The 25320-nt window shown below is 65.8% G+C and carries 30 protein-coding genes; 23 read left to right on the top strand and 7 right to left on the bottom strand.

Annotated features, from left to right (window positions below; all coding sequences use genetic code 11):
• Positions 1-14: 14 nt before the first annotated feature.
• From rplB to ACTJI5_RS06615, 20 genes are all read left to right on the top strand, one after another.
• The gene (gene rplB, locus ACTJI5_RS06710; RefSeq protein ID WP_039578277.1) at positions 15-851 is read left to right on the top strand and encodes a 50S ribosomal protein L2; all 837 of its coding nucleotides are present in this window, start codon (positions 15-17) and stop codon (positions 849-851) included.
• 3 nt (positions 852-854) lie between these two features.
• A complete protein-coding gene (gene rpsS / locus ACTJI5_RS06705) occupies positions 855-1130 on the top strand; it encodes a 30S ribosomal protein S19 (RefSeq protein ID WP_037515648.1) in 276 nt (91 codons plus the stop codon).
• On the top strand, positions 1130-1510 hold the full coding sequence (gene rplV / locus ACTJI5_RS06700) for a 50S ribosomal protein L22 (RefSeq protein WP_037515650.1): 381 nt from the start codon (positions 1130-1132) through the stop codon (positions 1508-1510). The genes rpsS and rplV overlap by 1 nt, the downstream gene beginning before the upstream one ends.
• 1 nt (position 1511) lies before the next feature.
• Entirely contained in the window at positions 1512-2219 is a 708-nt protein-coding gene (rpsC, locus tag ACTJI5_RS06695) for a 30S ribosomal protein S3 (protein WP_037515652.1), read from the top strand.
• 11 nt (positions 2220-2230) lie between these two features.
• The gene (rplP, locus tag ACTJI5_RS06690) at positions 2231-2662 is read left to right on the top strand and encodes a 50S ribosomal protein L16 (protein WP_037515653.1); all 432 of its coding nucleotides are present in this window, start codon (positions 2231-2233) and stop codon (positions 2660-2662) included.
• 5 nt (positions 2663-2667) lie between these two features.
• The gene (rpmC, locus tag ACTJI5_RS06685) at positions 2668-2871 is read left to right on the top strand and encodes a 50S ribosomal protein L29 (protein WP_039578281.1); all 204 of its coding nucleotides are present in this window, start codon (positions 2668-2670) and stop codon (positions 2869-2871) included.
• A gap of 11 nt (positions 2872-2882) precedes the next feature.
• Positions 2883-3152, top strand: coding sequence for a 30S ribosomal protein S17 (gene rpsQ / locus ACTJI5_RS06680; protein ID WP_039578283.1), 270 nt, complete (start codon positions 2883-2885; stop codon positions 3150-3152).
• A gap of 60 nt (positions 3153-3212) precedes the next feature.
• Positions 3213-3581, top strand: coding sequence for a 50S ribosomal protein L14 (gene rplN / locus ACTJI5_RS06675; RefSeq protein ID WP_011543078.1), 369 nt, complete (start codon positions 3213-3215; stop codon positions 3579-3581).
• A 2-nt stretch (positions 3582-3583) separates the two neighbouring features.
• Positions 3584-3904 (top strand): 50S ribosomal protein L24, encoded by a 321-nt coding sequence (gene rplX, locus ACTJI5_RS06670; RefSeq protein ID WP_440859769.1) that lies wholly within the window; start codon positions 3584-3586, stop codon positions 3902-3904.
• On the top strand, positions 3897-4475 hold the full coding sequence (gene rplE / locus ACTJI5_RS06665) for a 50S ribosomal protein L5 (protein ID WP_058539579.1): 579 nt from the start codon (positions 3897-3899) through the stop codon (positions 4473-4475). Before rplX ends, rplE begins: the two co-directional genes overlap by 8 nt.
• Positions 4476-4525: 50 nt before the next feature.
• Complete coding sequence (gene rpsN, locus ACTJI5_RS06660) at positions 4526-4831, top strand: 30S ribosomal protein S14 (RefSeq protein ID WP_037515659.1); 306 nt, start codon at positions 4526-4528, stop codon at positions 4829-4831.
• Between the two features lie 12 nt (positions 4832-4843).
• Positions 4844-5248 carry a 30S ribosomal protein S8 gene (gene rpsH, locus ACTJI5_RS06655; RefSeq protein WP_037515661.1) on the top strand — a complete coding sequence of 135 codons (405 nt, stop codon included), beginning with the start codon at positions 4844-4846 and terminating at the stop codon, positions 5246-5248.
• A complete protein-coding gene (gene rplF / locus ACTJI5_RS06650; RefSeq protein ID WP_056373116.1) occupies positions 5248-5781 on the top strand; it encodes a 50S ribosomal protein L6 in 534 nt (177 codons plus the stop codon). Before rpsH ends, rplF begins: the two co-directional genes overlap by 1 nt.
• A 3-nt stretch (positions 5782-5784) precedes the next feature.
• On the top strand, positions 5785-6138 hold the full coding sequence (gene rplR / locus ACTJI5_RS06645) for a 50S ribosomal protein L18 (RefSeq protein WP_058539577.1): 354 nt from the start codon (positions 5785-5787) through the stop codon (positions 6136-6138).
• Between the two features lie 2 nt (positions 6139-6140).
• Positions 6141-6839 carry a 30S ribosomal protein S5 gene (gene rpsE, locus ACTJI5_RS06640; RefSeq protein WP_082521561.1) on the top strand — a complete coding sequence of 233 codons (699 nt, stop codon included), beginning with the start codon at positions 6141-6143 and terminating at the stop codon, positions 6837-6839.
• 4 nt (positions 6840-6843) lie between these two features.
• Positions 6844-7029, top strand: a complete 186-nt coding sequence (gene rpmD / locus ACTJI5_RS06635; RefSeq protein WP_037515666.1) for a 50S ribosomal protein L30 — start codon at positions 6844-6846, stop codon at positions 7027-7029.
• Positions 7030-7084: 55 nt separating this feature from the next.
• Positions 7085-7609 (top strand): 50S ribosomal protein L15, encoded by a 525-nt coding sequence (gene rplO, locus ACTJI5_RS06630; RefSeq protein ID WP_082521560.1) that lies wholly within the window; start codon positions 7085-7087, stop codon positions 7607-7609.
• A 143-nt stretch (positions 7610-7752) separates the two neighbouring features.
• The gene (gene secY, locus ACTJI5_RS06625) at positions 7753-9126 is read left to right on the top strand and encodes a preprotein translocase subunit SecY (RefSeq protein ID WP_058539576.1); all 1374 of its coding nucleotides are present in this window, start codon (positions 7753-7755) and stop codon (positions 9124-9126) included.
• Between the two features lie 48 nt (positions 9127-9174).
• Complete coding sequence (locus ACTJI5_RS06620; protein WP_440859768.1) at positions 9175-9834, top strand: adenylate kinase; 660 nt, start codon at positions 9175-9177, stop codon at positions 9832-9834.
• 47 nt (positions 9835-9881) lie between these two features.
• A complete protein-coding gene (locus ACTJI5_RS06615) occupies positions 9882-10577 on the top strand; it encodes a hypothetical protein (protein ID WP_440859767.1) in 696 nt (231 codons plus the stop codon).
• Here the strand turns inward: ACTJI5_RS06615 and ACTJI5_RS06610 are convergent.
• Together ACTJI5_RS06610 and ACTJI5_RS06605 are read right to left on the bottom strand one after the other, a co-directional pair.
• Positions 10574-11104, bottom strand: coding sequence for a YceD family protein (locus ACTJI5_RS06610; protein WP_440859766.1), 531 nt, complete (start codon positions 11102-11104; stop codon positions 10574-10576). The two genes, ACTJI5_RS06615 and ACTJI5_RS06610, sit on opposite strands and share 4 nt — an antisense overlap.
• A complete protein-coding gene (locus ACTJI5_RS06605; RefSeq protein ID WP_440859765.1) occupies positions 11101-11631 on the bottom strand; it encodes a ubiquinol-cytochrome C chaperone family protein in 531 nt (176 codons plus the stop codon). The genes ACTJI5_RS06610 and ACTJI5_RS06605 overlap by 4 nt, the downstream gene beginning before the upstream one ends.
• Positions 11632-11802: 171 nt before the next feature.
• Here ACTJI5_RS06605 and ACTJI5_RS06600 point away from each other — a divergent pair, with 171 nt between their 5' ends.
• A complete protein-coding gene (locus ACTJI5_RS06600) occupies positions 11803-12285 on the top strand; it encodes an outer membrane protein assembly factor BamE (protein WP_058539572.1) in 483 nt (160 codons plus the stop codon).
• Positions 12286-12345: 60 nt separating this feature from the next.
• Here the strand turns inward: ACTJI5_RS06600 and ACTJI5_RS06595 are convergent, their stop codons facing one another.
• Positions 12346-14610 (bottom strand): NADP-dependent malic enzyme, encoded by a 2265-nt coding sequence (locus ACTJI5_RS06595; RefSeq protein WP_058539571.1) that lies wholly within the window; start codon positions 14608-14610, stop codon positions 12346-12348.
• Positions 14611-14741: 131 nt separating this feature from the next.
• On the opposite strand from ACTJI5_RS06595, the gene mutS reads away from it, so the two are divergent.
• Both mutS and ACTJI5_RS06585 read left to right on the top strand, forming a co-directional pair.
• Complete coding sequence (gene mutS / locus ACTJI5_RS06590) at positions 14742-17405, top strand: DNA mismatch repair protein MutS (RefSeq protein ID WP_440859764.1); 2664 nt, start codon at positions 14742-14744, stop codon at positions 17403-17405.
• Complete coding sequence (locus ACTJI5_RS06585; protein WP_440859763.1) at positions 17402-20161, top strand: [protein-PII] uridylyltransferase; 2760 nt, start codon at positions 17402-17404, stop codon at positions 20159-20161. Before mutS ends, ACTJI5_RS06585 begins: the two co-directional genes overlap by 4 nt.
• Here ACTJI5_RS06585 and ACTJI5_RS06580 read toward each other — a convergent pair.
• The 4 genes from ACTJI5_RS06580 to pheS form a co-directional block, all read right to left on the bottom strand.
• The gene (locus tag ACTJI5_RS06580) at positions 20158-20709 is read right to left on the bottom strand and encodes a methylated-DNA--[protein]-cysteine S-methyltransferase (RefSeq protein ID WP_310250071.1); all 552 of its coding nucleotides are present in this window, start codon (positions 20707-20709) and stop codon (positions 20158-20160) included. The two genes, ACTJI5_RS06585 and ACTJI5_RS06580, sit on opposite strands and share 4 nt — an antisense overlap.
• A 69-nt stretch (positions 20710-20778) precedes the next feature.
• Complete coding sequence (locus ACTJI5_RS06575; RefSeq protein ID WP_440859762.1) at positions 20779-21738, bottom strand: alpha/beta hydrolase; 960 nt, start codon at positions 21736-21738, stop codon at positions 20779-20781.
• Positions 21739-21775: 37 nt separating this feature from the next.
• Complete coding sequence (pheT, locus tag ACTJI5_RS06570; RefSeq protein WP_440859761.1) at positions 21776-24163, bottom strand: phenylalanine--tRNA ligase subunit beta; 2388 nt, start codon at positions 24161-24163, stop codon at positions 21776-21778.
• The gene (gene pheS, locus ACTJI5_RS06565) at positions 24160-25278 is read right to left on the bottom strand and encodes a phenylalanine--tRNA ligase subunit alpha (RefSeq protein WP_310250080.1); all 1119 of its coding nucleotides are present in this window, start codon (positions 25276-25278) and stop codon (positions 24160-24162) included. Before pheS ends, pheT begins: the two co-directional genes overlap by 4 nt.
• Between the last annotated feature and the right edge of the window lie 42 nt (positions 25279-25320).

Raw genomic sequence — 25320 nt, 5'->3', positions numbered from 1 at the left:
AAGAGGCAGAGAAAATGGCACTTAAATCCTATAATCCGACCAGCCCCGCGCAGCGCGGCCTGATCCTCGTCGACAAGTCGTCGCTGTGGAAGGGCAAGCCCGTCAAGGCGCTGACCGAAGGCAAGAACAAGACCGGTGGCCGCAACAACAAAGGTCATGTGACCTCGCGCGGTATCGCCGGTGGCCACAAGCAGAAGTACCGCTTCATCGACTTCAAGCGTCGCAAGTGGGACATGCCGGCTACCGTCGAGCGTCTGGAATATGACCCCAACCGCACGGCGTTCATCGCACTCGTCAAGTATGAAGACGGTGAGCAGACCTATATCCTGGCGCCGCAGCGTCTGGCCGTTGGCGACACCGTCGTCGCCGGCAAGAAGACCGACGTGAAGCCGGGCAATGCGATGGAATTGTCGCAGATGCCGGTCGGCACGATCGTCCACAATATCGAGATGAAGCCGGGGAAGGGTGGCCAGATCGCCCGTTCGGCTGGCACTTATGCACAGGTCGTCGGTCGTGACCGCGGTCTCGTCATCGTGCGTCTCGGTTCGGGCGAGCAGCGTTACATTCGCGGCGAGTGCATGGGCACGGTCGGTGCGGTGTCGAACCCCGACAACCAGAACACCAACCTGGGCAAGGCCGGCCGCAATCGCTGGCTCGGCAAGCGCCCGCTGACGCGCGGTGTTGCAAAGAACCCGGTCGATCACCCGCATGGCGGCGGCGAAGGCCGTACCTCGGGCGGCCGTCACCCGGTTACCCCGTGGGGCAAGCCGACGAAGGGTGCGCGTACGCGCCACAACAAGTCGACCGACAAGATGATCATCCGGTCGCGTCACGCGAAGAAGAAGAGGTAAGCCATGGCTCGCTCGGTCTGGAAGGGTCCTTTCGTGGACCTCCATCTGCTCAAGAAAGCCGAAACGGCCCAGGACGGCGGCAGCAATGCCCCGATCAAGACCTGGTCGCGTCGGTCCACCATCCTGCCGCAGTTCGTGGGGCTGACCTTCAACGTCTACAACGGCCGCAAGTTCGTGCCGGTGTCGGTGAACGAAGACATGGTCGGCATGAAGCTGGGTGAATTTGCGCCGACGCGCTTCTTCCCCGGTCACGCTGCTGACAAGAAGGGCAAACGCTAATGGGCAAGGAAAAGTCCCCCCGCCGCGTTGCGGATAACGAGGCTCTCTCGGTCGGCACGCAGATTCGCGGTTCGGCGCAGAAGCTGAACCTCGTTGCCGCGCTGATCCGCGGCCGCAAGGTCGAAGACGCGATGAACATCCTCACCTTCTCGAAGAAGGCGATGGCTGTCGACGTGCGCAAGGTTCTCGCCAGCGCCGTCGCCAACGCGGAAAACAACCACAACCTCGACGTTGATGCGCTCGTCATCAAGGAAGCGAGCGTGGGCAAGTCGATCTCGATGAAGCGCTGGCACGCTCGTGGCCGCGGCAAGTCGACCCGGATCGTCAAGCCGTTCAGCCGCATCCGCATTGTCGTGCGCGAACAGGAAGAAGAGGCGTAAGATGGGCCAGAAGAGCAATCCGATCGGCCTGCGCCTGCAGGTCAACCGCACCTGGGACAGCCGCTGGTTCGCCGAAGGCCAGGACTATGGCCGCATGCTGGTCGAGGATCTGAAGATCCGCCAGTACGTGTTCAAGAACCTGCCGCAGGCCGCGATCTCGAAGGTCGTGATCGAACGTCCGGCGAAGCTGTGCCGCGTCTCGATCTATGCCGCCCGTCCGGGCGTCATCATCGGCAAGAAGGGCGCGGACATCGAAAAGCTGCGCAAGAAGCTCGGTGAACTGACGGGCAGCGACGTGTCGCTGAACATCGTCGAAATCCGCAAGCCCGAAGTCGACGCCAAGCTCGTCGGCCAGGGCATTGCCGATCAGCTCGAACGCCGCGTCGCGTTCCGTCGCGCCATGAAGCGTGCGGTTCAGTCGGCGATGCGTCTGGGCGCCGAAGGCATCCGCATCAACTGCGCCGGCCGTCTCGGCGGCGCGGAAATCGCACGTACCGAATGGTACCGCGAAGGCCGGGTGCCGCTTCACACGCTGCGCGCCAACGTCGACTACGCCGAATCGACCGCTCACACCGCCTATGGCGTGTGCGGGATCAAGGTGTGGATCTTCAAGGGCGAGATTCTCGGCCACGACCCGATGGCGACCGACCGTCTGATGCTCGACGCACAGACGACCGGCGTCCGTCCGGCTCGTGAAGATCGCCGCTAAGGACTGCTGACATGCTGCAACCGAAAAAAACCAAGTTCCGCAAGGCTTTCAAGGGCCGCATCCATGGCAATGCCAAGGGTGGGACCAGCCTGAACTTCGGCTCCTACGGGCTGAAGGCGATGGAACCCGAGCGGATTACCGCACGTCAGATCGAAGCGGCTCGCCGTGCGATCAGCCGCGCGATCAAGCGTCAGGGCCGTTTGTGGATCCGCATCTTCCCCGACGTCCCCGTGTCGTCGAAGCCTGCCGAAGTCCGTATGGGTAAGGGCAAGGGTTCGCCGGAATTCTGGGCCGCTCGCGTGAAGCCGGGTCGCATCCTGTTCGAACTCGACGGCGTCCCCGGCCCCGTGGCCGCGCTGGCGTTCGAACGCGCCGCGATGAAGCTGCCGATCAAGACGAAGGTGATTGCCCGTCTCGGCGACACCTCGCATCTGGAGGGTTAAGGGCCATGTCCAAGACCGAAGATTTCAAGGCCAAGACCGACGACCAGCTCGCCGAACAGCTTGGCGAACTGAAGCGCGAGGCGTTCAACCTCCGCTTCCAGGCGGCCACCGGCCAGCTTGAAAAAGCATCGCGCGTCAAGGAAGTGCGGCGCTCGATCGCCCGCATCAAGACGCAGCAGACCGAGCGCACGCGCTCGGCCGCGAAGTAAGGAGACTATCGATGCCGAAGCGCATTCTGACCGGTACGGTGGTGTCCGACAAGGGCGACAAGACCGTCGTGGTGAAGGTCGAACGGAAGGTGAAGCACCCTCTGTACGGCAAGATCATCCGCCGCTCGAAAAAGTATCACGCCCACGATGAGGACAACGCCATCAAGGCCGGCGAAACCGTCCGCATCGAGGAAACGAAGCCGATTTCGAAGCTGAAGACGTGGAAGGTGCTCGACAAGGTCGACACCCACAGCAAGCCCAAGACGGCTGCTGACGCCTAAGCTGAGTTTCACGGAACCGCCGGGGCATCCCGGTAGGCCAAAAAAGAAGGAAATGCATCGATGATCCAGATGCAGTCACAATTGGAAGTCGCTGACAACAGCGGTGCAAAGCGCGTCCAGTGCATCAAGGTGCTGGGCGGGTCGAAGCGTCGTACCGCCGGCGTGGGCGACGTGATCGTCGTGTCGATCAAGGAAGCCCAGCCCCGCGGCAAGGTGAAGAAGGGTGACGTGCATCGTGCCGTTATCGTTCGCACCGCCAAGGACGTGCGCCGCGCCGATGGCTCGGTCATCCGTTTCGACAGCAACGCCGCCGTGCTCGTCAACAAGAATGAGGAGCCGATCGGCACCCGTATCTTCGGCCCCGTCGTCCGCGAACTGCGCGGCCGCGGCTATATGAAGATCATCAGCCTGGCACCGGAGGTTCTCTGACCATGAGCATGGCAAAGATCAAGAAGGGCGACACGGTTGTCATCCTGTCCGGCAAGGACAAGGGCAAGACCGGCGAAGTGACGCAGAGCCTGCCGAAAGACGGCAAGGTCGTCGTCGCTGGCATCAATGTCATCACGCGCCACCGCAAGCCGAGCCAGACCAACCCGCAGGGTGGCCTGGAGCGCAAGGAAGCGCCGCTGTACGCGAGCAAGGTCGCGATTGCCGATCCCAAGACCGGCAAGCCGACCCGCGTTCGTTTTGAAACCAAGGACGGCAAGAAGGTCCGCGTGGCCGTGAAGTCCGGGGAGACGCTCAATGGCTGACAACTACACCCCGCGCATGCGCACTCGCTATGACGATGTGATCGTCAAGGCGATGACCGAGAAGTTCGGTTACAAGAATGCGATGGAAGTGCCGAAGATCGAAAAGATCACGCTCAACATGGGCGTCGGCGAAGCCACGCAGGACAAGAAGAAGGTCGAATCGGCCGCTGCCGAGATGGAACTCATCGCCGGCCAGAAGCCTGTCGTGACCAAGGCGAAGAAGTCGATCGCACAGTTCAAGCTGCGCGAAGGCATGCCGATCGGCTGCAAGGTAACCCTGCGCCGCGAACGCATGTACGAATTCCTCGATCGCCTGATCACGATCGCAATGCCGCGCATCCGCGACTTCCGCGGCGTGTCGGCGACGAGCTTCGACGGCCGTGGCAACTATGCCATGGGCCTGAAAGAGCAGATCATCTTCCCCGAGATCAACTATGACCGCATCGACCAGGTGCGCGGCATGGACGTGATCGTCACCACCACCGCCCGTACGGACGATGAAGCCCGCGAACTGCTCAAGCTGTTCGGCTTCCCCTTCCCGATCGAAGCGCAGGAAAAGGAAGCCGCCTGATCCCCCCGGGATCTGGCAGGCTCTTTCAAGAAGGAAAGAGAACTTAAGTCATGGCGAAACTGAGTTCGGTAAACAAGAACGAGCGTCGCAAGCAGCTGGTGAAGAAATACGCCGGCCGTTACGCGAAGCTGAAGGCGATTGCAGCGGACAGCTCGCTCGACGATGGCGAGCGTCTGATCGCGCGCCTCAAGATGGCGGAAATCCCGCGCAATGGTAACCCGACCCGCATCCGTAACCGGTGCGAGCTGACGGGGCGCCCGCGCGCTTATTATCGCAAATTCCGGCTGTGCCGTATCCAGCTCCGCGATCTGGCCAACAAGGGCCTGATCCCCGGTGTTGTGAAGTCGAGCTGGTAAGGGACTGACAAGATGGCAATGACCGATCCCCTGGGTGATATGCTCACCCGCATCCGCAACGGCCAGACGGCGAAGAAGGACAGCGTCCTGACGCCGGCTTCGACCCTGCGTGTCCGCGTTCTCGATGTTCTCCAGCGCGAAGGCTATATCCGCGGCTACAGCGAAGAAGCGCTGGGTGCCAAGGGTCAGCACAAGGGCATCCGCATCGAACTGAAATATTTCGAAGGGCAGCCGGCGATCCGCCATGTGGCGCGCGTTTCGAAGCCGGGCCGCCGCGTCTATTCGGGTTCGAAAGAACTTCCGATCATTCGCAACGGCCTTGGTATCACCATCGTGTCGACCCCGCGCGGCGTTCTCTCGGACGCCGAAGCACGCGAACATAATGTCGGCGGCGAAGTGCTGGCGGAGGTGTTCTGATGTCGCGCATTGGTAAAAAGGCAGTGGCAATCCCCGGCGGCGTTACCGCCGCGATCGACGGCGGCCAGCTCTCGGTCAAGGGCCCCAAGGGCACGCTCGCGATGCCGCTTTCCGACCTCATCAACTATGAAGTCGCCGAAGGCAGCATCTCGGTCCAGCCCGCGAACGGCACCCGCGAAGCTCGCGCTTTCTGGGGCATGCAGCGCACGCTGGTGCAGAACCTGATCACGGGTGTGACCGAAGGCTTCACCAAGGTCCTCGAAATCACCGGTGTCGGCTATCGCGCCAACTCGCAGGGCAAGAATCTGAAGCTGCAGCTCGGCTACAGCCACGATGTCGATTTCGCGGTGCCCGAAGGCATCGAGATCAAGACGCCGGACAACACGACGATCGAGATCAGCGGCATCGACAAGCAGCAGGTCGGCCAGGTCGCGGCGGAAATCCGCCGTTGGCGTAAGCCCGAACCCTATAAGGGCAAGGGCATCAAATATCGCGGCGAGTACATCTTCCGCAAAGAAGGCAAGAAGAAGTAAGCCATGGCACATCTTACCCCTTTCCAAAAACGCCGTCAGCGCGTCCGTACCGCCCTCCGTCAGCGCGCGGGTGGCCGCGCTCGCCTGTCGGTGCACCGTTCGGGCCGCCACATCTATGCACAGCTCATCGATGACGCTGCCGGGCAGACGCTCGCTGCGGCCTCGACGCTGGACAAGGATGTCCGCGGCAAGACCGGCGCGACCACCGCGGCGGCTGCCGACGTTGGCAAGCGCCTCGCCGCTGCCGCGAAAAAGGCGGGCGTGACGCAGGTCGTGTTCGACCGCGGCGGTTTCCTGTTCCACGGGCGCATCAAGGCGCTGGCCGACGCGGCTCGCGAAGGCGGATTGGAGTTCTAATCATGGCAGACGAAGTACAGAACGTCGAAGGCGCTCCCGAAGCAGCCCCCACCGATGGCCAGGCTCCGCGCCGCGGCCGTGGCGGCGGCCGTGACGGTGGTCGTGGCGGTCGTGACGGTGGCCGTGGCCGCCGCGACGATCGTCGCCCGCGCGACGAAGACGGTGGCGAAGAGCTGATTGAAAAGCTCGTTCACATCAACCGCGTCTCGAAGACCGTGAAGGGCGGCAAGCGCTTCGGTTTCGCCGCGCTCGTCGTCGTCGGCGACGGCAAGGGCCGCGCCGGTTTCGGTCATGGCAAGGCGCGCGAAGTGCCCGAAGCCATTTCGAAGGCGACCGCTGCCGCGAAGAAGGCGATGATTCGCGTTCCGCTGCGCGACGGCCGCACGCTGCACCATGATGGCCGTGGCCATTTCGGTGCCGGCAATGTGACGCTGCGTTCGGCACCCGCCGGTACCGGCATCATCGCCGGTGGCCCGATGCGCGCCGTGTTCGAATCGCTGGGCGTGGCCGATGTGGTGACCAAGTCGGTCGGCACCTCGAACCCCTACAACATGATCCGTGCGACCTTCGAAGCGCTCGGCGAGCAGACCAGCCCGAAGTCGGTCGCGCAGCGCCGCGGCAAGAAGGTTTCGGACCTGATCAAGCGTGGCGGTGCGTCCGACCGCGCAGCCGAGGCGGAAGCCGCGGCGGTGACGGAGTAAGACGATGGCTGACAAGAAGATCAAGATCCGCCAGATCGGTTCGCCGATCCGTCGTCCCAAGAGCCAGCGTGCGATCCTGACCGGCCTCGGCCTGGGCAAGATGCACCGCGAGGTCGAACTGGTCGATACCCCGGAAGTGCGCGGCATGATCCGCAAGCTGCCGCACATGGTCGAAGTCGTCGAGGGCTGAACCCCTCGCGACCCGACCTTTACCTATCAGCGCGATAAAAGCGAAAGCGAGTGCAATGACGATCAAGCTTAATGAACTTCGTGACAATGATGGCGCCCGCAAGGGCCGTATGCGCGTCGGACGCGGCATCGGCTCGGGCAAGGGCAAGACCGCCGGCCGCGGCCAGAAGGGCCAGAAGGCCCGCAGCGGCGTCGCGATCAACGGCTTCGAAGGCGGCCAGATGCCGCTCCACATGCGTATCCCGAAGCGCGGCTTCAACAATATCTTTGGCAAGGATTTCGCGATCGTGAATCTGGGCATGATCCAGAAGCTGGTCGACGAGAAGAAGCTCGACGCCAAGGCTGTCATCGATCACGCCGCGCTCAAGGCTGCCGGCGTTGCCCGCGGCGGCAAGGACGGCGTCCGCCTCCTCGCCAAGGGTGAAATCACCGCGAAGCTGAACTTCGCCGTTGCCGGCGCGTCGAAGGGCGCGATCGAAGCGGTCGAAAAGGCTGGCGGCAAGGTCGAACTGCCCGAGCCGAAGGCCGAAGGCGAAGGCAAGAAAGCCAAGCGCAAGGCCGAGGCGGCAGCCAAGAACTAATGCTTACGGGGGCGGGTCGGCGACAGGTCGATCCGCCCCCGACGCATCTGAATTCGGGCCTTTGCCCTTGCGCTTCGTGACTGGCGAACGCACATAGGCGCCGGGTCGCGGGGGCGCGGTCCGCCACTCGAGGAAAGATCACCATGGCCTCTCGCGCCGACCAGCTTGCTTCCAACCTGAACTTTTCGAAGTTCGGTCAGGCGACCGAACTCAAGAACCGTATCTGGTTCACGATCGGCGCGCTGATCGTCTTCCGTTTCCTGTCGTTCGTGCCGCTGCCGGGGGTCGACCCCGTCGCGCTGGCGTCGCTCTACAGCCAGGCGGCGTCGGGCGGCGTGCTCGACATCTTCAACACCTTCTCGGGCGGCAGCCTGGAGCGCATGAGTATCATCGCGCTCGGCGTCATGCCCTATATCACGGCGTCGATCGTCGTGCAGCTGGCGGCGGCCTTGTCGCCCAGCCTCGCCGCGCTCAAGAAAGAGGGCGAAAGCGGGCGCAAGAAACTCAACCAATATACGCGCTACGGCACGGTTTTCCTGACCGCGATCCAGGGCTATTTTATCGCCGTCGGGCTTGAATCGCTCGGCGCGACGCAGGGCATCGCCGCGGTCGTCGATCCCGGCATGATGTTCCGCATCGGCGCGGTGATCAGCATCGTCGGCGGTACGCTCTTCCTGATGTGGCTCGGCGAACAGATCACCAGCCGCGGTATCGGCAACGGCGTGTCGCTGATCATCATGGCGGGCATTCTCGCCCAGCTGCCGCGCAGCTTTGCCCAGATGTTCACGCAGGTGCGCGAAGGCTCGATGGGCGGCGGCACGATCCTCGCGGTCGTCGGCGGCGCGATCGTCATCATCGCGTTCATCAGCTTCATGGAACGCGCGCAGCGCCGCGTCCTCGTTCAGTACCCGAAGCGCGCGACGCAGCGCGGCGGGATGCAGGCCGACCGCAGCCATCTGCCGCTCAAGGTCAACACCGCCGGCGTGATCCCGCCGATCTTCGCCTCGTCGCTGCTGCTGATGCCGCTGACGGTCACGCAGATGATGGGCCAGAACGTTCAGGGCGACACCGCGACCGGCGATTTCCTGATCACGCTCAACCAGTATCTCGCGCACGGGCAGCCGCTGTATATGGCGCTCTATGCCGCGGGCATCATCTTCTTCTGCTTCTTCTACGTCGCGGTCGTCTTCAACCCCGAAGAAACCGCCGACAATCTGAAGCGCCAGAACGGGTTCATCCCCGGCATCCGCCCGGGCAAGAACACCGCCGCCTATCTCGACCATGTGCTGACGCGCATCACCGTGCTCGGTGCGGCCTATCTGGCGGCGATCTGTCTGATCCCCGAATATTTCATCGCCGGATCGGGTCTGCCGTTCCAGCTCGGCGGTACCAGCCTGCTGATCATCGTGAACGTCACGATCGACACGATCAGCCAGATCCAGAGCCACATGCTCGCGCATCAATATGGCGACCTCATCAAGAAGGCCAAATTGAAGGGGGGCGTTGCGCGGCGCTAAAGCGCCCGCTACGCCAACCGCGACACGGTAGGGCAAACAGGGGTCCCCATGACGCTGAATATCATTTTGCTGGGTCCGCCGGGTGCGGGCAAGGGAACGCAGGCGGTGCGCCTGGAAGACGAGCATGGCATGGTCCAGCTCTCGACCGGCGACATGCTCCGCGCCGCGGTCAAGGCGGGAACGCCGATCGGCGTGCAGGCGAAAGCCGTCATGGATGCGGGCGAGCTCGTCTCGGACGAAATCGTCTCGGGCCTGATCGGCGAGCGGCTCGACCAGCTCGGCAGCGACGTTTCGGTGATCTTCGACGGCTATCCGCGCACCGCGGCACAGGCCGAAGCGCTCGACACCATCCTGTCGGCGCGCGGCCGCAAGCTCGACCATGTGATCGAGCTGCAGGTCGAGGAAGATGCGCTCGTCGATCGCATTACCGGCCGCTTCAGCTGCGCCAAATGCGGTGCGGGCTATCATGATCGCTACAAGCTGCCGAAGGTCGAAGGCACCTGCGACGTTTGCGGCAACGACGAATTCAAGCGCCGTCCCGACGATAACGAGGAAACGGTGCGCACGCGCATGGCCGAATATCGCGCCAAGACCGCGCCGATCCTGCCGATCTATGAAGCGCGCGGGATCGTCACCCATGTCGACGGGATGGCGCCGATCGACGAGGTCAACGACGCGATCGAAACCATCCTGGCGACTGCTGGCTAGCCAGTCCCCCCGGCGCCGGTTATTGAGGCGCCACGGGGGACAGGCTGATGGCAATTTCCAGATATTTCGCAGGTGCGGCGCTGATCGCGGCGCTTGCCTTTGCGCCGGCTGCAAACGCTAAGGTTGTCGACCAGAGCGAGATCGGTTTCGCCGTGGCGCATACGGCGCAGGTCGCCGCGACCCCCGCCGATGTGTGGAAAATGCTCCGCATGCCGCAAAGCTGGTGGTCGAAGGATCATAGCTGGTCGGGAGACGCCGCGAACTTCTGGCTCGATCAGCAGGCGGGCGGCTGTTTCTGCGAGAAATTGCCCGACACCGGGGCGGGCGTCGGCAGCGTCCAGCACGCGCGCATCCTCTTTTCGAAACCGAACCAGATGCTGCGCCTGTCGGGCGCGTTCGGGCCGCTCCAGGGTGAGGCGCTGACCGGCACACTGACGATCCAGATCAAGGAAACCCCGACGGGCAGCGCGCTGCGCTTCGACTATGTCGTCGGCGGCTATATGCGCTTCAAGATCGCAGACATCGCGCCCGCGGTCGACAAGGTGATCGGCGAGCAATTGCTCGGCCTTGCCAACGCGCTCGGCGGCGCGCTACCCCCGACCCGCGACGAAAAGGCCGCGGGCGAGGCGGTGGAAAAGCCGAAGGCCGAAACGCCGCCCGCGAAGGAAGAGCCGGGGCTGGGCGCCGCGGTCGCCGATCTGGTCGAGGAAGAGGCAAAGCCCGCCCCCGACGAAGGCCGCTAGGCGTCGGGCTTTCCGCGCAGCTTCGCGAGCGCCGCAAATGGCCCCGCGGCCTCTTCGCTGAGCACGCCCTTTTCGGCGAGGATGCGGTCGGCGTCGGGATGGCGCGGGAAGGGGTTGAGCGCGAGCGAGAGCGTCTGCACCGCCGCTTCGCCGAGGTCGGCCCGGTCGCCTTCGAGCGGCAACAGATCGAGATCCTCGCTGCCGATCTCGATCTCTTCGTCCTCGCCCACGGGCGCATCGACATCGCGCAGGAACCGCAGGTCGAACGGTTCGACGATCGTCGCCGGAACGGGCAGGTCGGTCGCGGCGCAGGCTTGCACGACATGCGCTTGCACCTCACCCTTCGCGCCGATGCCGCCGGCGATCGCGCGCACTTCGGCGGTAACGACGAAGCGGTCGAGCGCGACGAGCGCCAGCCGCTTGGCGATCCGCGCGCGCGTCTCGGTATCAGCCTCGACCGAAAGCGTGCGGCCATGCGCGGCGTCGGCCAGCGTCACGATCAGAGAGAATTCGGGCGGCGTGCTCAACGTGCCGATCCGCCCAGATGGTCTGCGACAATAAGGTCGGCGACCGGGGTGGCCGCAAGCGCGGCACGGAGAGCAGTGACTTCCGCCATCACATGTGCGAGCCCCGCTTCGCCGGGTTCGTTGCCGCGCCACAGGTTGCGGACGAGCGCGCCACGCAGTTCGTCCGATCCATCGGCGGCGCGATAGGCGCCGAGCCGCCCGCCGAGCGCGCTCATCATCCGGCCGACCTGCTTGCCGACGACCATGTCGCCAAAGCCGATCTGGCGCATCTGCCCATCCATGTCGTTCACGAACAATTCGGTGAGCTGGACGCCGGCGAGCCCGTGCGCCGGTTCGTCGTCGATCCGGTGCAGCACGAGCGCCATCACCAGGCTGATCATGTCGAAGCGGCCGTCGAGCGTGTCGGGAACGCTGCCTTGCGCGTACCAGTGCGGCGCGCGAGCGGCGGCGACGACGGCGTTCCATAGCGGGCGGCGGGCCTCGCGCGGGTCGGGATCGGATTTGAAGAGTTTGCGAAGTGAGAACATGGCAGCTGCTTAGGCGCATTCGGGCCGCCCGAAAAGAGCCGCCGGTCAGCTTGTGGCAAGCTTTGCCGCGGCACAAGCGGCTTGTGCGCGCTGTCCGCTTGCGGTTAAGAGGCGCGAGAGCCAGCGCCGACCGCCCGGACAAGCGGCGGACAGGCGCAACGGAGATATTTGATGCCGAATTCGATCCTTTCGCTTCCTGCCCCGCGCGCGCGCCTCGTCGTGCTCGGCCTCGCCGTCGCGCTCGCCACCAGCGGTTGCGCGCAGCTCAAGGGACGGCAGGGCTATGTCGTCGATCCGTTGCTGACCGAGGCGATCACGCCCGGCGTCGATAACCGCGAATCGGTCGAAAAGACGCTCGGCCGCCCGACCTTCGTCGGCCAGTTCAGCAACAATGAATATTATTATGTGTCGCGCGAAACGCGTCAGCTCGCCTTCGCCAAGCCGCGCCCGGTCGATCAGCAGGTGCTGCGCGTCCGTTTCGACGCCGCGGGCAATGTCGCCGCGGTTGATCGCACCGGTCTCGAACTGGTGAGCAAGATCAGCCCCGAAGGCGACAAGACGCCGACGCTCGGCCGTCATCGCAGCTTCTTCGAAGATATCTTCGGTAACATCGGCGCCGTCGGTGCGCCGGGTGCGGGTGCGCCGGGGCAATAAGCCCGAGACACCGGCAATGGACAGAAAAGCGGCGGTGCCCCGGGGCACCGCCGCTTTTTCTTATTGCGCTATCCCGCCGGCCGCGAGCACCGCCAGCGTGACGAGGTCCGACGCGGTCGACGCCATCGTCGCGACCTGCACCGGCTTTTCCATGCCGACGAGCATCGGACCGATGACGGCGCCGCCGCCGAGTTCGCGGAGCAGCTTCGCCGAGAGATTGGCCGATTGCAGCCCCGGCATGATCAGGACATTCGCGGGTCCCGACAGGCGGCAGAAGGGATAATTCTTCATCACCTTCTCATTGAGCGCGACGTCGGGTGCCATTTCGCCTTCATATTCGAAGGCGGGGCCCCGCTGGTCGAGGATCGATACCGCCTCGCGGATGCTTTCGAGCCAGCTTCCCTCGGGATTGCCGAAGGTCGAGTAGGACAGGAAAGCGACGCGCGGTTCGTGACCCATGCGCCGCGCCACCTGCGCGGTACGCTCGGCGATATCGGCGAGCATCTCGGCGGTCGGCCGCTCGTTCACCGTCGTATCGGACATGAAGATGGTGTGGTGCTGATCGACCAGAATGTGGATGCCGAACGGCGTCTTGCCCTCGGCATGGTCGATCACGCGCCGGATTTCGCGCATCGACTGCGAGTAGGTGCGCGTCGTGCCCGTGATCATCGCATCGCCGAGCCCCATTTTGAGCAAGAGCGAACCGAAGATGTTGCGGTCGCGATTGACCATGCGCTCGACGTCGCGGCGCAGGTATCCGCGGCGCTGCAGCCGTTCGTAAAGCATGTCGACCATCTGCGGGACGTGCGGCGAATTGACGCTGTTGTGGACCTCGAAGCTTTCGGCGTCGGCGACGCCCATCGCGCGAAGCTTGTCGTGCAGCCCCTCGCGCCCGACGAGCACGGGGATTCCGTACCCGCCATCGCGGAACTGGATCGCGGCGCGAAGCACGACTTCCTCTTCGCCCTCGGCAAAGACGACGCGCTTCGGATTGTTGCGCGCGGCTTCATAGGCGAGCGTCAGCACCGAGGTGGTCGGATTGAGCCGGGCGCGGAGCTGGGTGCGATATTCGTCGAGATTCGCGATCGGCCGCTGCGCGACGCCGCTCTTCATCGCCGCTTCGGCGACCGCCGCCGGCACGATTTCCATCAGGCGCGGATCGAAGGGCGAGGGGATGATATATTCGGGGCCGAAGCTCGATGCGCGCCCGCCATAGGCCGCGGCGACCTCCTCGGGCACCTGCTGGCGCGCAAGGTCGGCAATCGCATACGCAGCCGCGATCTTCATCTCCTCGTTGATCGCGGTCGCATGGACGTCGAGCGCGCCGCGGAAGATGAAGGGGAAGCAGAGCACATTGTTGACCTGGTTCGGATAGTCCGACCGTCCCGTCGCGATGATCGCGTCAGGTCTTGCTGCACGGGCGTCCGGCGGCGAGATTTCGGGATCGGGGTTCGCCATCGCAAAGATGATCGGCGCGGGCGCCATATCCTTCACCATCTCGGGCTTCAGCGCCCCCGCGGCGGACAGGCCGAGGAACACGTCGGCGCCGACGAGCGCTTCGGTCAGGTTCCGTGCTTCGGTCGGCACCGCATGCGCCGACTTCCACTGGTCCATGCTTTCGGTGCGGCCCTGATAGATCGTGCCCTTGCGGTCGCACATGATGACATTTTCGTGCCGCACGCCCATCGCCTTGATCAGCGCGGTGCATGCGATCGCCGCGGCGCCGGCGCCGTTGACGACGACCTTCACCGTCGCGAGATCGCGTCCCGTCAGGTAACAGGCGTTGATCAGGCCCGCCGCGGTGATGATCGCGGTGCCGTGCTGGTCGTCATGGAACACCGGGATGTTCATGCGTTCTTTCAGCGCCGCCTCGATGATGAAGCAGTTGGGCGCGGCAATATCTTCGAGGTTGATGCCGCCAAAGCTCGGCGCGAGCAGTTCGACCGCCTCGATGAAGCGCTGCGGATCCTCGGTATCAACCTCGAGGTCGATCGAATCGACGTCGGCGAAGCGCTTGAACAGCACCGCCTTGCCTTCCATCACCGGCTTCGATGCGAGCGCGCCGAGGTTGCCGAGCCCCAGGATCGCGGTACCGTTCGAGATCACCGCGACCAGATTGCCCTTGATCGTATAATCATAGGCCTTGGCCGGATCCTCGGCGATCGCGAGCACCGGAACCGCAACGCCGGGCGAATAGGCAAGGCTGAGGTCGCGCTGCGTCGCCATCGGTTTCGACGCGACGATCTCGATTTTCCCGGGCCGGCCATAGGCGTGGTACAGCAGAGCCTCGCGGTCCGAAAATTGCACCTTGCTGCCACTATCCATCGTTTATCCTCTCAAATGAATTCACAAGATGCGCGCCCGAGCCCATTCCCTAGCGTCGCCAAGCGGAAATGGAACCCGCGAATCGCGCGCGCGTCTTGCCACGGCCCCATATCCGTCCCTAAGCATGTCGCATGCCTGTCACCGCCCGCTCCGCTGCCAATATGAACAATCCCGCGCCCGCCGCGACGCCGATGATGGCGCAATATTGGGCGTTGAAGGACAAGGCGGGCGATTGCCTGCTCTTCTATCGCATGGGCGATTTCTTCGAGCTGTTCTTCGACGACGCGAAGGCGGCGGCGTCGACGCTCGACATCGCGCTCACCTCGCGCGGCGAACATGATGGGCAGCCGGTGGCGATGTGTGGCGTTCCCGTCCACGCCGCCGAATCCTATCTCGCGCGGCTGATCCGCGCCGGGCACCGCGTCGCGATCGCCGAACAGATCGAGACGCCCGCCGAGGCGAAGGCGCGCGGCGGATCGAAGGCACTCGTCGCGCGCGACATCGTGCGCTTCGTCACCGCGGGGACGCTGACCGAGGAAAGCCTGCTCGAAGGGCGCAGCGCGAACCGGCTCGCCGCGCTTGCGCAGATCGGCAGCGACGGCGAGGTGGCGATTGCCGCCGCCGATATTTCGACGGGGCGCTTCGAAGTCGTCGCGGTTCCTGCGCAAGCGGTCGACGCCGAACTCGCGCGGCTCGCGCCTTCGGAGCTTCTGATCAGCGAGAGCGCCGAAGACCTGCCGATCTCGTCGGCGCGGCAGATCGTGCGGCGGCCGCCCGCGGACTTTTCGAGCACGAGCGCGCAGAAGCGGCTCGAAAGCTTCTTCGGCGTCCAGACGCTCGACGGCTTCGGCCAGTTCGGGCGCGGCGAGATTGCCGCGATGGGCGCGCTCGTCGCCTATCTCGACCATGTCGGCACCGGCGGGCCGACCTTCCTCCAGCCGCCGCTGCGCCATCTCGCGTCGGGGCGGATGGCGATCGACGCCGCGACGCGCGAGAGCCTCGAACTCGTCCGCACGATGGCGGGTGCGCGCGACGGCAGCCTGCTCGGCACGATCGACCGCACCGTCACCGCGGCGGGCGCACGCCTGCTCGCCGACGATCTCGCGAGCCCGCTCACCGACAAGGATGCGATCCTCGACCGGCTCGACCTTGTCGACGGTCTCGCGCGCGACGCCTTGTGGCGCGGCGAACTGCGCGCGGCGCTCCGCGCTTTGCCCGACGCCGGGCGCGCGCTCGGCCGCCTCGTCGCGGGGCGCGGCGGGCCGCGCGACCTGGCGCAGCTGCGCGATGCGCTCGGCGGCGCTCGGCTCTTGCGCGAACGGCTTGCGCGCCGGCCCGACCTGCCGCCCCTGCTCGCGCGCCTACTTCCGGGGCTCGACGGTCATGGCACGCTCGTTGACGAACTCAGCCGCGCGCTGATCGAAACCCCGCCGGTCGACGCCGCGCAGGGCGGCTATGTCGCCGAGGGTTACGACCATGCGCTCGACGCGCTGCGCGAAACCGCGCGCGACGGACGCAAGGCGATCGCGGCGCTCGAAGCCGACTATCGCGATCGCACCGGCATCGCCTCATTGAAGATCCGCCACAATGGCGTGCTCGGCTATCATGTCGAGGTGCCCGCAAAGCACGCCGACGCACTGATGGCCCCCGAATCGGGCTTCACCCATCGCCAGACGCTCGCGGGGGTCGTGCGCTTCAATTCGTCCGACCTGCACGAAGCCGCGAGCCGCGTCACGCAGGCGGGCGTCCACGCGATCGCCGCCGAGCTGGCGCATCTCGAATCGTTGACCGACGCCGCGATCGCGCGGCGCGAGGCGATTGCCGCGAGCTGCGACGTGCTCGCGCGCATCGACGTCGCCGCGGCGCTCGCCGATCATGCGATGAGCCACAATTGGTGCCGCCCCGACCTTGCCGACGATCCGTGCCTCGACGTCAGCGGTGGCCGCCATCCGGTGGTCGAAGCGGCGCTCGCGAAGTCGGGCGAACGGTTCGTTCCCAACGATGTGTCCTTGTCGGAACGCGACCGGCTCTGGCTCGTAACGGGTCCGAATATGGGTGGTAAATCGACCTTCCTGCGCCAGAATGCGCTGATCGTCGTGCTCGCGCAGGCGGGCGGCTTCGTGCCAGCAGCCGCGGCGAAGCTCGGGCTCGTCGACCGCTTGTTCAGCCGCGTGGGCGCGAGCGACAATCTCGCGCGCGGGCGCTCGACCTTCATGGTCGAGATGGTCGAGACCGCGGCAATCCTCGCGCAGGCGACCCCGCAAAGCTTCGTCATCCTCGACGAGGTCGGGCGCGGCACCTCGACCTATGACGGGCTCGCGCTCGCCTGGTCGGTGGTCGAGGCGGTGCACGAGGTCAACAAGTGCCGCTGCCTGTTCGCGACGCATTATCACGAGCTGACGCGGCTCGCCGAAACGCTGAACGCGCTGTCGCTCCACCATGTTCGCGCGCGCGAATGGCAGGGCGATCTGGTGTTGCTCCACGAACTCGCTGAGGGTCCCGCCGACCGCAGCTACGGCCTCGCGGTCGCGCGCCTCGCGGGGGTGCCCGCGGGCGTCGTCAAACGCGCCGAAGCGGTGCTCGCCAAGCTTGAGGCGGGGCGCGAGAAGACCGGCGGGCTCGCCGCGGGGCTCGACGATCTGCCGCTGTTCGCCGCGACGCTTGCCGAAGCGCCGGCGGCGGTGAAGGACGCGCTGCGCGAGGCGCTGGCGGGTATCGATCCCGATGCGCTCGCCCCGCGCGAGGCGCTCGACGCGCTCTATACGCTCAAGCGGCTGATGGCGGATGAGCGATGAGCGACCTGTTCGACAATCTCGACCAGCGCCGCGCGATCATCGATCGCCGCGCGCTGTCGGGGCGGCTCGAAGAGGTCGCCGGCGAAACGAGCGACACCGGCAAACGCCGCCGCGCGCTGGTCGACCTGCTCAAGGGCGCGCTCGAGGATGGCCGCGCCGAGATCGAGCGCCGACTGCTCGAACGCCCCTCGTCGGGGCGCGTCGTCGCCAATGCGACGGCGTTCCTGATCGACCAGATCATCCGCCTCAGCCATGATTTCACCACCGGCCATATCTATCCGTCGGCCAACCGCTCGGCGGGCGAGCGCATCACTTTGATCGCGGTCGGCGGCTACGGGCGCGGCGAAATGGCGCCGCACAGCGATATCGACATCGGCTTCTTGACGCCGTTCAAGCAGACGAGCTGGACCGAACAGGTGATCGAGGCGCAGCTCTATACCTTGTGGGATCTCGGGCTGAAGGTCGGCCATTCGTCGCGTTCGCTCGACGAGATGGTGCGCGCGGCGAAGGAGGATCTCACGATCCGCACCGCGCTGCTCGAAGGGCGGTTCATCTGGGGCGACCGCGCGCTTTACGATCAGGCGTCGGCGCGCTTCGACGCCGAAGTTGTCGCGGGCAATGCGCGAGCATTCGTCGCCGAAAAGCTCGCCGAGCGCGACGAGCGGCACAAGCGGATGGGCGATTCGCGCTATGTCGTCGAACCCAATGTGAAGGAAGGGAAGGGGGGGCTGCGCGACCTCCACACGCTCTTCTGGATCGGCAAGTTCATCCACCGTGTGCGCACCGTGCCCGAGCTGGTCGATGCGGGGCTGATGTCGGGGCGCGAGCTTCGCCAGTTCGCGCGCGCCGAAAATTTCCTGCTCGCGGTGCGCTGTCACCTCCATATTCTCGCCGGCCGCGCCGAGGACCGGCTGACCTTCGACTTCCAGCCCGAAATCGCGCGCCGGATGCATTTTGCCGACCGGCCGGGCAAGAGCGCGGTCGAGCGCTTCATGCAGCTCTATTTCCTCCACGCCAAAAGCGTCGGCGACGTCACCGGCACCTTCCTCGCGCATCTCGACGACCAGATGGCGGCGCGCGGGCGGCGTTTCCTGCCGACGATCCGGCGCCGCCCGGGCAAGCTTCACGGCTTCGTGCTCGACCGCGGCCGGCTCGCGTTGCCGAGCGACGACTTTTTCCAGCAGGAGCCGGTGCGGTTGGTCGAGATTTTTGCGCTCGCCGACAAGCATGGCCTCGAAATCCATCCGCAGGCGATGCGGCAAGCGCGCCACGACGCGAAGCTGATCGACGCGCGCGGGGTGCGCCGCATCGCACGCGCCAACGAGCTGTTCCTCGACGTGCTGACGAGCCCGCGCGACCCTGAAACGGTGCTGCGCTGGATGAACGAGGCGGGGGTGTTCGGCCGCTTCGTTCCCGATTTCGGCCGCGTTGTCGCGCAGATGCAGTTCGACATGTACCATCATTATACGGTCGACGAGCATACGATCCGCGCGATCGGGCTGCTCGCTGACATTGAGCAGAACCGGCTCAAGGACGATCATCCGCTGTCGACCGCGATCATGGACCAGATCCATTCGCGGCGCGTGATCTATGTCGCGGTGCTGCTCCACGACATCGCCAAGGGGCGCGGCGGCGACCATAGCGTGCTCGGCGCCGAACTGGCGCTGCGCGTCTGCCCGCGGCTCGGGTTGAACGAGGCGGAGACCGAGACCGTCTCGTGGCTCGTGCGCTATCACCTCCTGATGTCGGCGACCGCGTTCAAGCGCGACCTTGCCGATTTCAAGACGATCCTCGATTTCGCGCAGGTCGTGCAATCGCCCGAACGCCTGCGACTGCTGCTCGTGCTCACCGTCGTCGACATTCGCGCGGTCGGCCCCGGGGTGTGGAACGGCTGGAAACGCCAGCTGCTCACCGAGCTTTACGACGCCGCCGAAGAAGTGCTGCGCCTCGGCCACAAGCAGCGCGGCCGCGAGGCGCGGATCGAAAGCAAGAAGGAAGCGGTCGCGGCGCAGTTCGGCTTCGACCAAAAAACCTTCGACAAGGTCGCAAAACGCCTTCCCGAAAGCTATTGGATCGCCGAACCGGTCGAGGTCATCGCCGCCAACCTCGTCCATATCCGGCAGGCGGGCGACGCGCCGCTGCATATCGCCGCGGTCCCCGACGACGATCGCGGCGCGACCTTGGTGATGGTGCTCGCCGCCGACCATCCAGGGCTATTCTATCGCATGGCGGGGGGCATCCACCTCGCTGGCGGCAACATCATCGATGCGCGCATCCACACGACGCGCGACGGGCTCGCGCTCGACAATTTTCTTGTCCAGGATCCGCTCGGACGGCCGTTCGCCGAAGCGGGGCAGATCGGCCGGCTGACCCGTGCGATCGAGGATGCGCTCGCCAACCGCCACAAATTGCTGCCCAAACTCGAAGCGCGGGCATTGCCGCGTACGCGCGCCGAGGCATTCCGCGTCGCGCCGAACGTCTTTGTCGACAATAAGGCTTCCAATCGGTTTACGGTGATCGAGGTCAATGCGCAGGACCGTCCCGCGCTGCTCAATCAGCTCGCCTATGCGCTGTTCCAGTCGAAGGTGACGGTGCACAGCGCGCATGTCGCGACCTACGGTGAGCGCGCGGTCGACACCTTCTATGTGACCGACCTGATCGGCGACAAGATCGACAGCCCGGCGCGCGTGAAGAGCCTCGAGAAACGCCTGCTCGAAGCGGCGACGAGCCATAGCGAGGATGCCGTCGCGGCCTAGAAGTCGAACCCTTGCTGCACCGGGGGAAGGGGCACGCCTTCGAGTTCGAGCATCCGCGCCTTGGATTGCGAGCCGCCCGGCGCGGAGAACCCGCCGATTCCGCCACCCGCAGCCATGACGCGGTGACAGGGGATGATCAGCGGCACGGGATTCGTCGCCATCGCCTGCCCGACGGCGCGGGCATGTTCTGGCCCCACGTCCAGCGCCCGTGCGACGGCGCCATAGGTGGTCGTTTCGCCCCAGCCGAGCTTGCGTACCAAAGCATAGACTTGTGCGAAGAAGGGCGGCTGTTCGCCCAGATCGATCGGTATGTCGAAAAACTCGATCCGTTCGCCTTCGAAATAACGGATCGCCGCGTCGATGACAGCCCCAATTTCGGCCGGGGGCGCGCTACGCACCGCGTCGGGCAGGCGGCGTAAAATGGCGCGCTCGGCTTCGGCCGCGGTCGACGCAGGCAGGCGAAAACTCATAATGCCGGTGCGCGTCCAGCCGATGGCCGCGACGCCGGCCGCGGTTTCGAAAAGCTGATAATGGCTATGGCCGGGCATATCCGTCCCTCATCTTGGGTTCGATATAGGGCGTTGTTTCGCCAAAACCATATCGCAAGATACTTGCCTTCAGCCGCCTGAGGATCCCGCCATGATCGCCGCCGCCGCGAGCAGCCCGCCGTTGAAGCGCTGCGACAGTGCGGCGTCGGGGATCGCATTAAAGGCATGGATCGCGCCGGCATAGCTGTGCAGGTCGACGGGCACCCCCGCCGCGACGAGCCGGCGCGCATAGTCGAGATTTTCGTCGAAGAAGAGGTCGAGGCTTCCGGTCGCGATATAGGCGGGCGGCAGGTTCGACAGATCGTCGGCAAGGCTCGGCGAAAACCAGCCGCGCCGGGTGTCGTCGATCTTATAGTCGCCCTGCAGCGCGCGCCAGCCGAAGCGATTGCTCGCGCGCGTCCAGATGAACTCGCCGGTCGTCGGATTGTTGTACGGACAGGCATCGCCGCCGGTGCGGTGATCGAGCATCGGATAGGTCAGGAGCTGACCCGCGATCGCGGGTCCGCCAAGATCGCGCGCCATGATCGCGAGCGCCGCGGCAAGCCCGCCGCCTGCACTCTCGCCCGCGACGATGATCCGGCCCGCGTCGAAGCCGAGCGCATCGGCTTGCCCCGCGAGCCACGCCAGCGCCGAATGGCAATCTTCCTGCGGCGCGGGGAAAGGATGTTCGGGGGCGAGTCGATATTCGACCGACGCGACGGGAACACCCGCTGCGGCCGCCAGCGCGGCGGGCCCGGCCTGCATCTGCTCGACCGACCCCATCACCATGCCACCGCCATGGATGTGCAGGATCGCGCCGCCGCCCGGGCGCGTTGTGGCCGGGCGATAGAGGAAGACCATTATGTCGGGTCCGCCATGGATCGACGGCACGAGCAACCTTTCGGGCGCGATGACCGGTGGCGGCAGGATCGAATAAGTCTCCGCCGCCTTGGCACGAATCTGAGCGATCGGCGCCGCGTCGAGATCGGCGCGTGGAAACAGGTCGATGATCGGCGCGATCTCGCGGTCGACGAGGTGGCGGGTGTCCATATCAAACTCTCCCCTTCATCCCTCGCCGACGCGAAGCTCAGCCGCGCAGCGCCGCCCCGACCTTCGCCGCCGCGGCGACCACCTTGTCGGCGATCGCCTTCAGCTCGGCGTCGGTGAAGCTCTTTTCCAGCGGCTGCAACTCGACCTCGACCGCGAGGCTGACCTGACCTTCGGGTACGCCCTGGCCGGCGAAAAGGTCGAAGAGGCGCGCATCGACGATCGCCGCCTTGTCGGCGCCGCGGACAGCGCGCACCAGATCGGCGGCGGTCAGGCTGGTCGGCGCGAGGAAGGCGAAGTCGCGGCGCACCGATTGCAACGCGGGCGGGGTGAACGCCGCGCGCGCGGGCCCGCTCGCGCGCTTCGCCGGGATCGCGTCGAGGAAGATCTGTACCGCCATCACCGGGCCGTCGACGTCGAAGGCGCGCGTCAGCAGCGGGTGGAGCGCGCCGAACTCGGCGAGCACCGCCTTGGGACCGAGCCGTAGCGTCGCCGACTGGCCGGGGTGCCAGATGCTGCCGGTCGTGACCGCCTCCATCACCTGCAACCGGTCGGCGGGCGCGCCCGCGGCCTCGAGCAGCGACAGCGCCGCCGCCTTGGCGTCGAACGCATCGAACGGCGCGGCCTTGCCCGCCTGCCAGCCGCGCGCTTTTTTGTCGCCCGCCATCAGCACAGCGAGCGTCGGATGTTCGGCGTCGGACAGATAGCGCCGTCCGATCTCGAACAGGCGGATGCTGTTCGCGCCGCGATTCTGGTTGCGCTGCGCCGCGGCGAGCAGGCCGGGGAGCAGCGACGGGCGCATGACCTTCAGGTCTTCGCTGATCGGATTGGCGAGGCTCCACGTGCCACCGCCGAACGGCGCGGCATCGGCTTCGCTGATGAACGACCAGGTGACCGCTTCGTCGAACCCGGCGGCGGCCGCGGCGCGGCGCACGCGGCGTTCGGTGAGTTGTTCGGCGGTCGCGGTCGGCTTCGCGACGCCGTCGGTGCGCGGCAGCGGCACCGATGCCACGGCGTCGAAGCCGATGATGCGCGTGACTTCCTCGACGATATCGGGGGCGCCGTCGACATCGCGGCGCCAGCTCGGCACCGCGACCTGCCAGCGGCCACCCTGTTCGATCACCGAAAAACCGAGTGCGGTCAGAATCTCCTGCTGCCGTTCGGGTGCGATCGCGATGCCGCCGAGCGTTGCCGACAGCGCCGGGTCGTAATCGACCGTCTTCACTTCGGCGGGCGGGGTGCCCGCGCGCGCCATGGCCGAGGGGGTGCCGCCGCAAATCGCGAGCAGATGCGCTGTCACGATCGCGGTCGCGTCGTCGAGGAACGCCGGATCGACCCCACGCTCGAAGCGGCTGCGCGCGTCGCTGGTCAGCGCGAGCGCCTGGCCGGTGAGCGCGATGCGTTCGGGAGTAAAATAGGCGACCTCGATCAGGACGTCGGTCGTCGTCTCGCTGCACCCGCTATGCTCGCCGCCCATGATGCCGGCGATGTCGTGGACGCCTTGATCGTCGGCGATCACCGTCATCGTGTCGGTGAGGGTATAGTCCTTGCCGTTCAATGCGGTGACCGTCTCGCCGTCTTTCGCGCGGCGCGCGACGAGCGCACCGGTGAGCTGGGCGCGGTCATAGATATGGCTCGGGCGGCCGAGATCGAACATCACATAATTGCTGATGTCGACGAGCGCCGAGATCGAGCGCTGCCCGACGGCTTCAAGGCGGCGGCGCATCCATTCGGGCGCGGTGCCGTTGGTGACGCCGCTGATCGTGCGGCCGTAGAAAGCGGGGCAGCCCTCGGGATCGAGGGTAGCGATTTCGGTCGCGGGCGCGCCTTCCCCGACGATCGTTGGGATATCGAGCGGCTTCAGCGTGCCGAGCCCCGCCGCGGCGAGGTCGCGCGCGATGCCGCGCACGCCCATGCAGTCTTGCCGGTTCGGGGTGATCGAAATGTCGATCACCGGATCGCCCGCGCCGCTGTAATCGGCAAAGGGGGTGCCGATCGGGGCGTCGGCGGGAAGCTCGATGATCCCGTCATGATCGTCACCAAGCTCGAGCTCGCGCGTTGAGCACATCATGCCGTTCGATTCGACACCGCGCACCGCGGCGACCTTCAGCTCCATGCCGTTCGCGGGCACGACCGCGCCGGGCAGGCCGAGCACGCCGATCAGGCCGGCGCGCGCGTTGGGGGCGCCGCAGACGACGGTCAGCGGAGCGCCGCCATCGCCGGTGTCGACGGTCAGCACTTGCAGCTTGTCGGCTTGCGGATGACGTTCGGCGGTCAGCACCTTGGCGACGCGGAAGCCCGCGAGCTTTTCGGCGGGGTTCTCGACGCCTTCGACCTCGTGGCCGATACGGTTTAGCGTCGCGACGACGTCATCGACGGTCGCGCTCGTGTCGAGATGCTCTTTCAGCCAGTCGAGGGTGATCTTCATGCTGAAATCCCCCCGCTGAGCGTAGGGACCGACAGCGCGCCGAACCCGTAGTGCGACAGCCAGCGCAGGTCGCCGTCGAAGAAGGCACGCAGATCGTCCATGCCATATTTCAGCATCGCGAGCCGGTCGACGCCGACCCCGAAGGCGAAACCCTGCCACTCGTCGGGGTCTAGCCCGCAGTTCGCGATCACGCGGCGGTTGACCATGCCGCTGCCGAGCAGCTCCATCCACGCATGGCCTTCGTCGTCGCCATTGCCGCCGACGATGCGGCGGCCCTTTTCCTGCTTATAGCCGACATCGACCTCGGCCGAGGGTTCGGTGAAGGGGAAATAGGAGGGACGCAGGCGGAGCACGATGTCGTCGCGCTCGAAATAGGCTTTGAGGAAGGTTTCGAGCGTCCATTTGAGGTGGCCCATATGGATGCCGCGGTCGATGACGAGCCCTTCGACCTGGTGGAACATCGGCGTGTGCGTCGCGTCGCTGTCGCTGCGATAGACGCGGCCGGGCGCGATGATGCGGATCGGCGGCTCCTGCGACATCATCGTGCGGATCTGCACCGGCGAGGTGTGCGTGCGCAGCAGCATGCGGCCGCCTTCACCCGGACCGGCGTCGGCGCCCCCGCGCATCTGGTCGGGGAAATAGAAGGTGTCGTGCATCGCGCGCGCCGGATGCGTTTCGGGAATGTTGAGCGCGGTGAAGTTGCGCCAGTCGTCCTCGATCTCGGGGCCCGTCGCGACGGCAAAGCCCATGTCGGCGAAGATTTCGGCGAGCTCGTCCATCACCTGGCTGACCGGATGCACGCTGCCGCGTGGGCCTGCGTCGGCGGGCAGCGACATGTCGATCGCTTCGGCGGCAAGCTTGATGTCGAGCGCCGCGGCATCGAGCGCCGCCTTGCGCGCGCCGAGCGCCGCGGTAACCGTTTCGCGCAGCGCGTGGATTTCGGGGCCTTTCGCCTGCCGCTCATCGGGGGTCATCCCGCCCAGCGTCTTGAGCAGCGCGGTGATCGCCCCCGCCTTGCCGAGCGCCGACACGCGCAGTGCCTCGATCGTATCGAGGTCGGCCGCCGCCGCTATCTCGTCCACCAGCCGGGTCTGAATGGCCTGAATGTCGCTCATTGTCGTTCGTCCTGTTCCGGCGGCGCTGGCGCTGCCGGCCTG

The organism is Sphingopyxis sp. 22461, from assembly GCF_052044915.1.
Taxonomy (GTDB): Bacteria; Pseudomonadota; Alphaproteobacteria; order Sphingomonadales; family Sphingomonadaceae; genus Sphingopyxis.
This window is presented reverse-complemented; position numbering and strand designations above follow the sequence as displayed.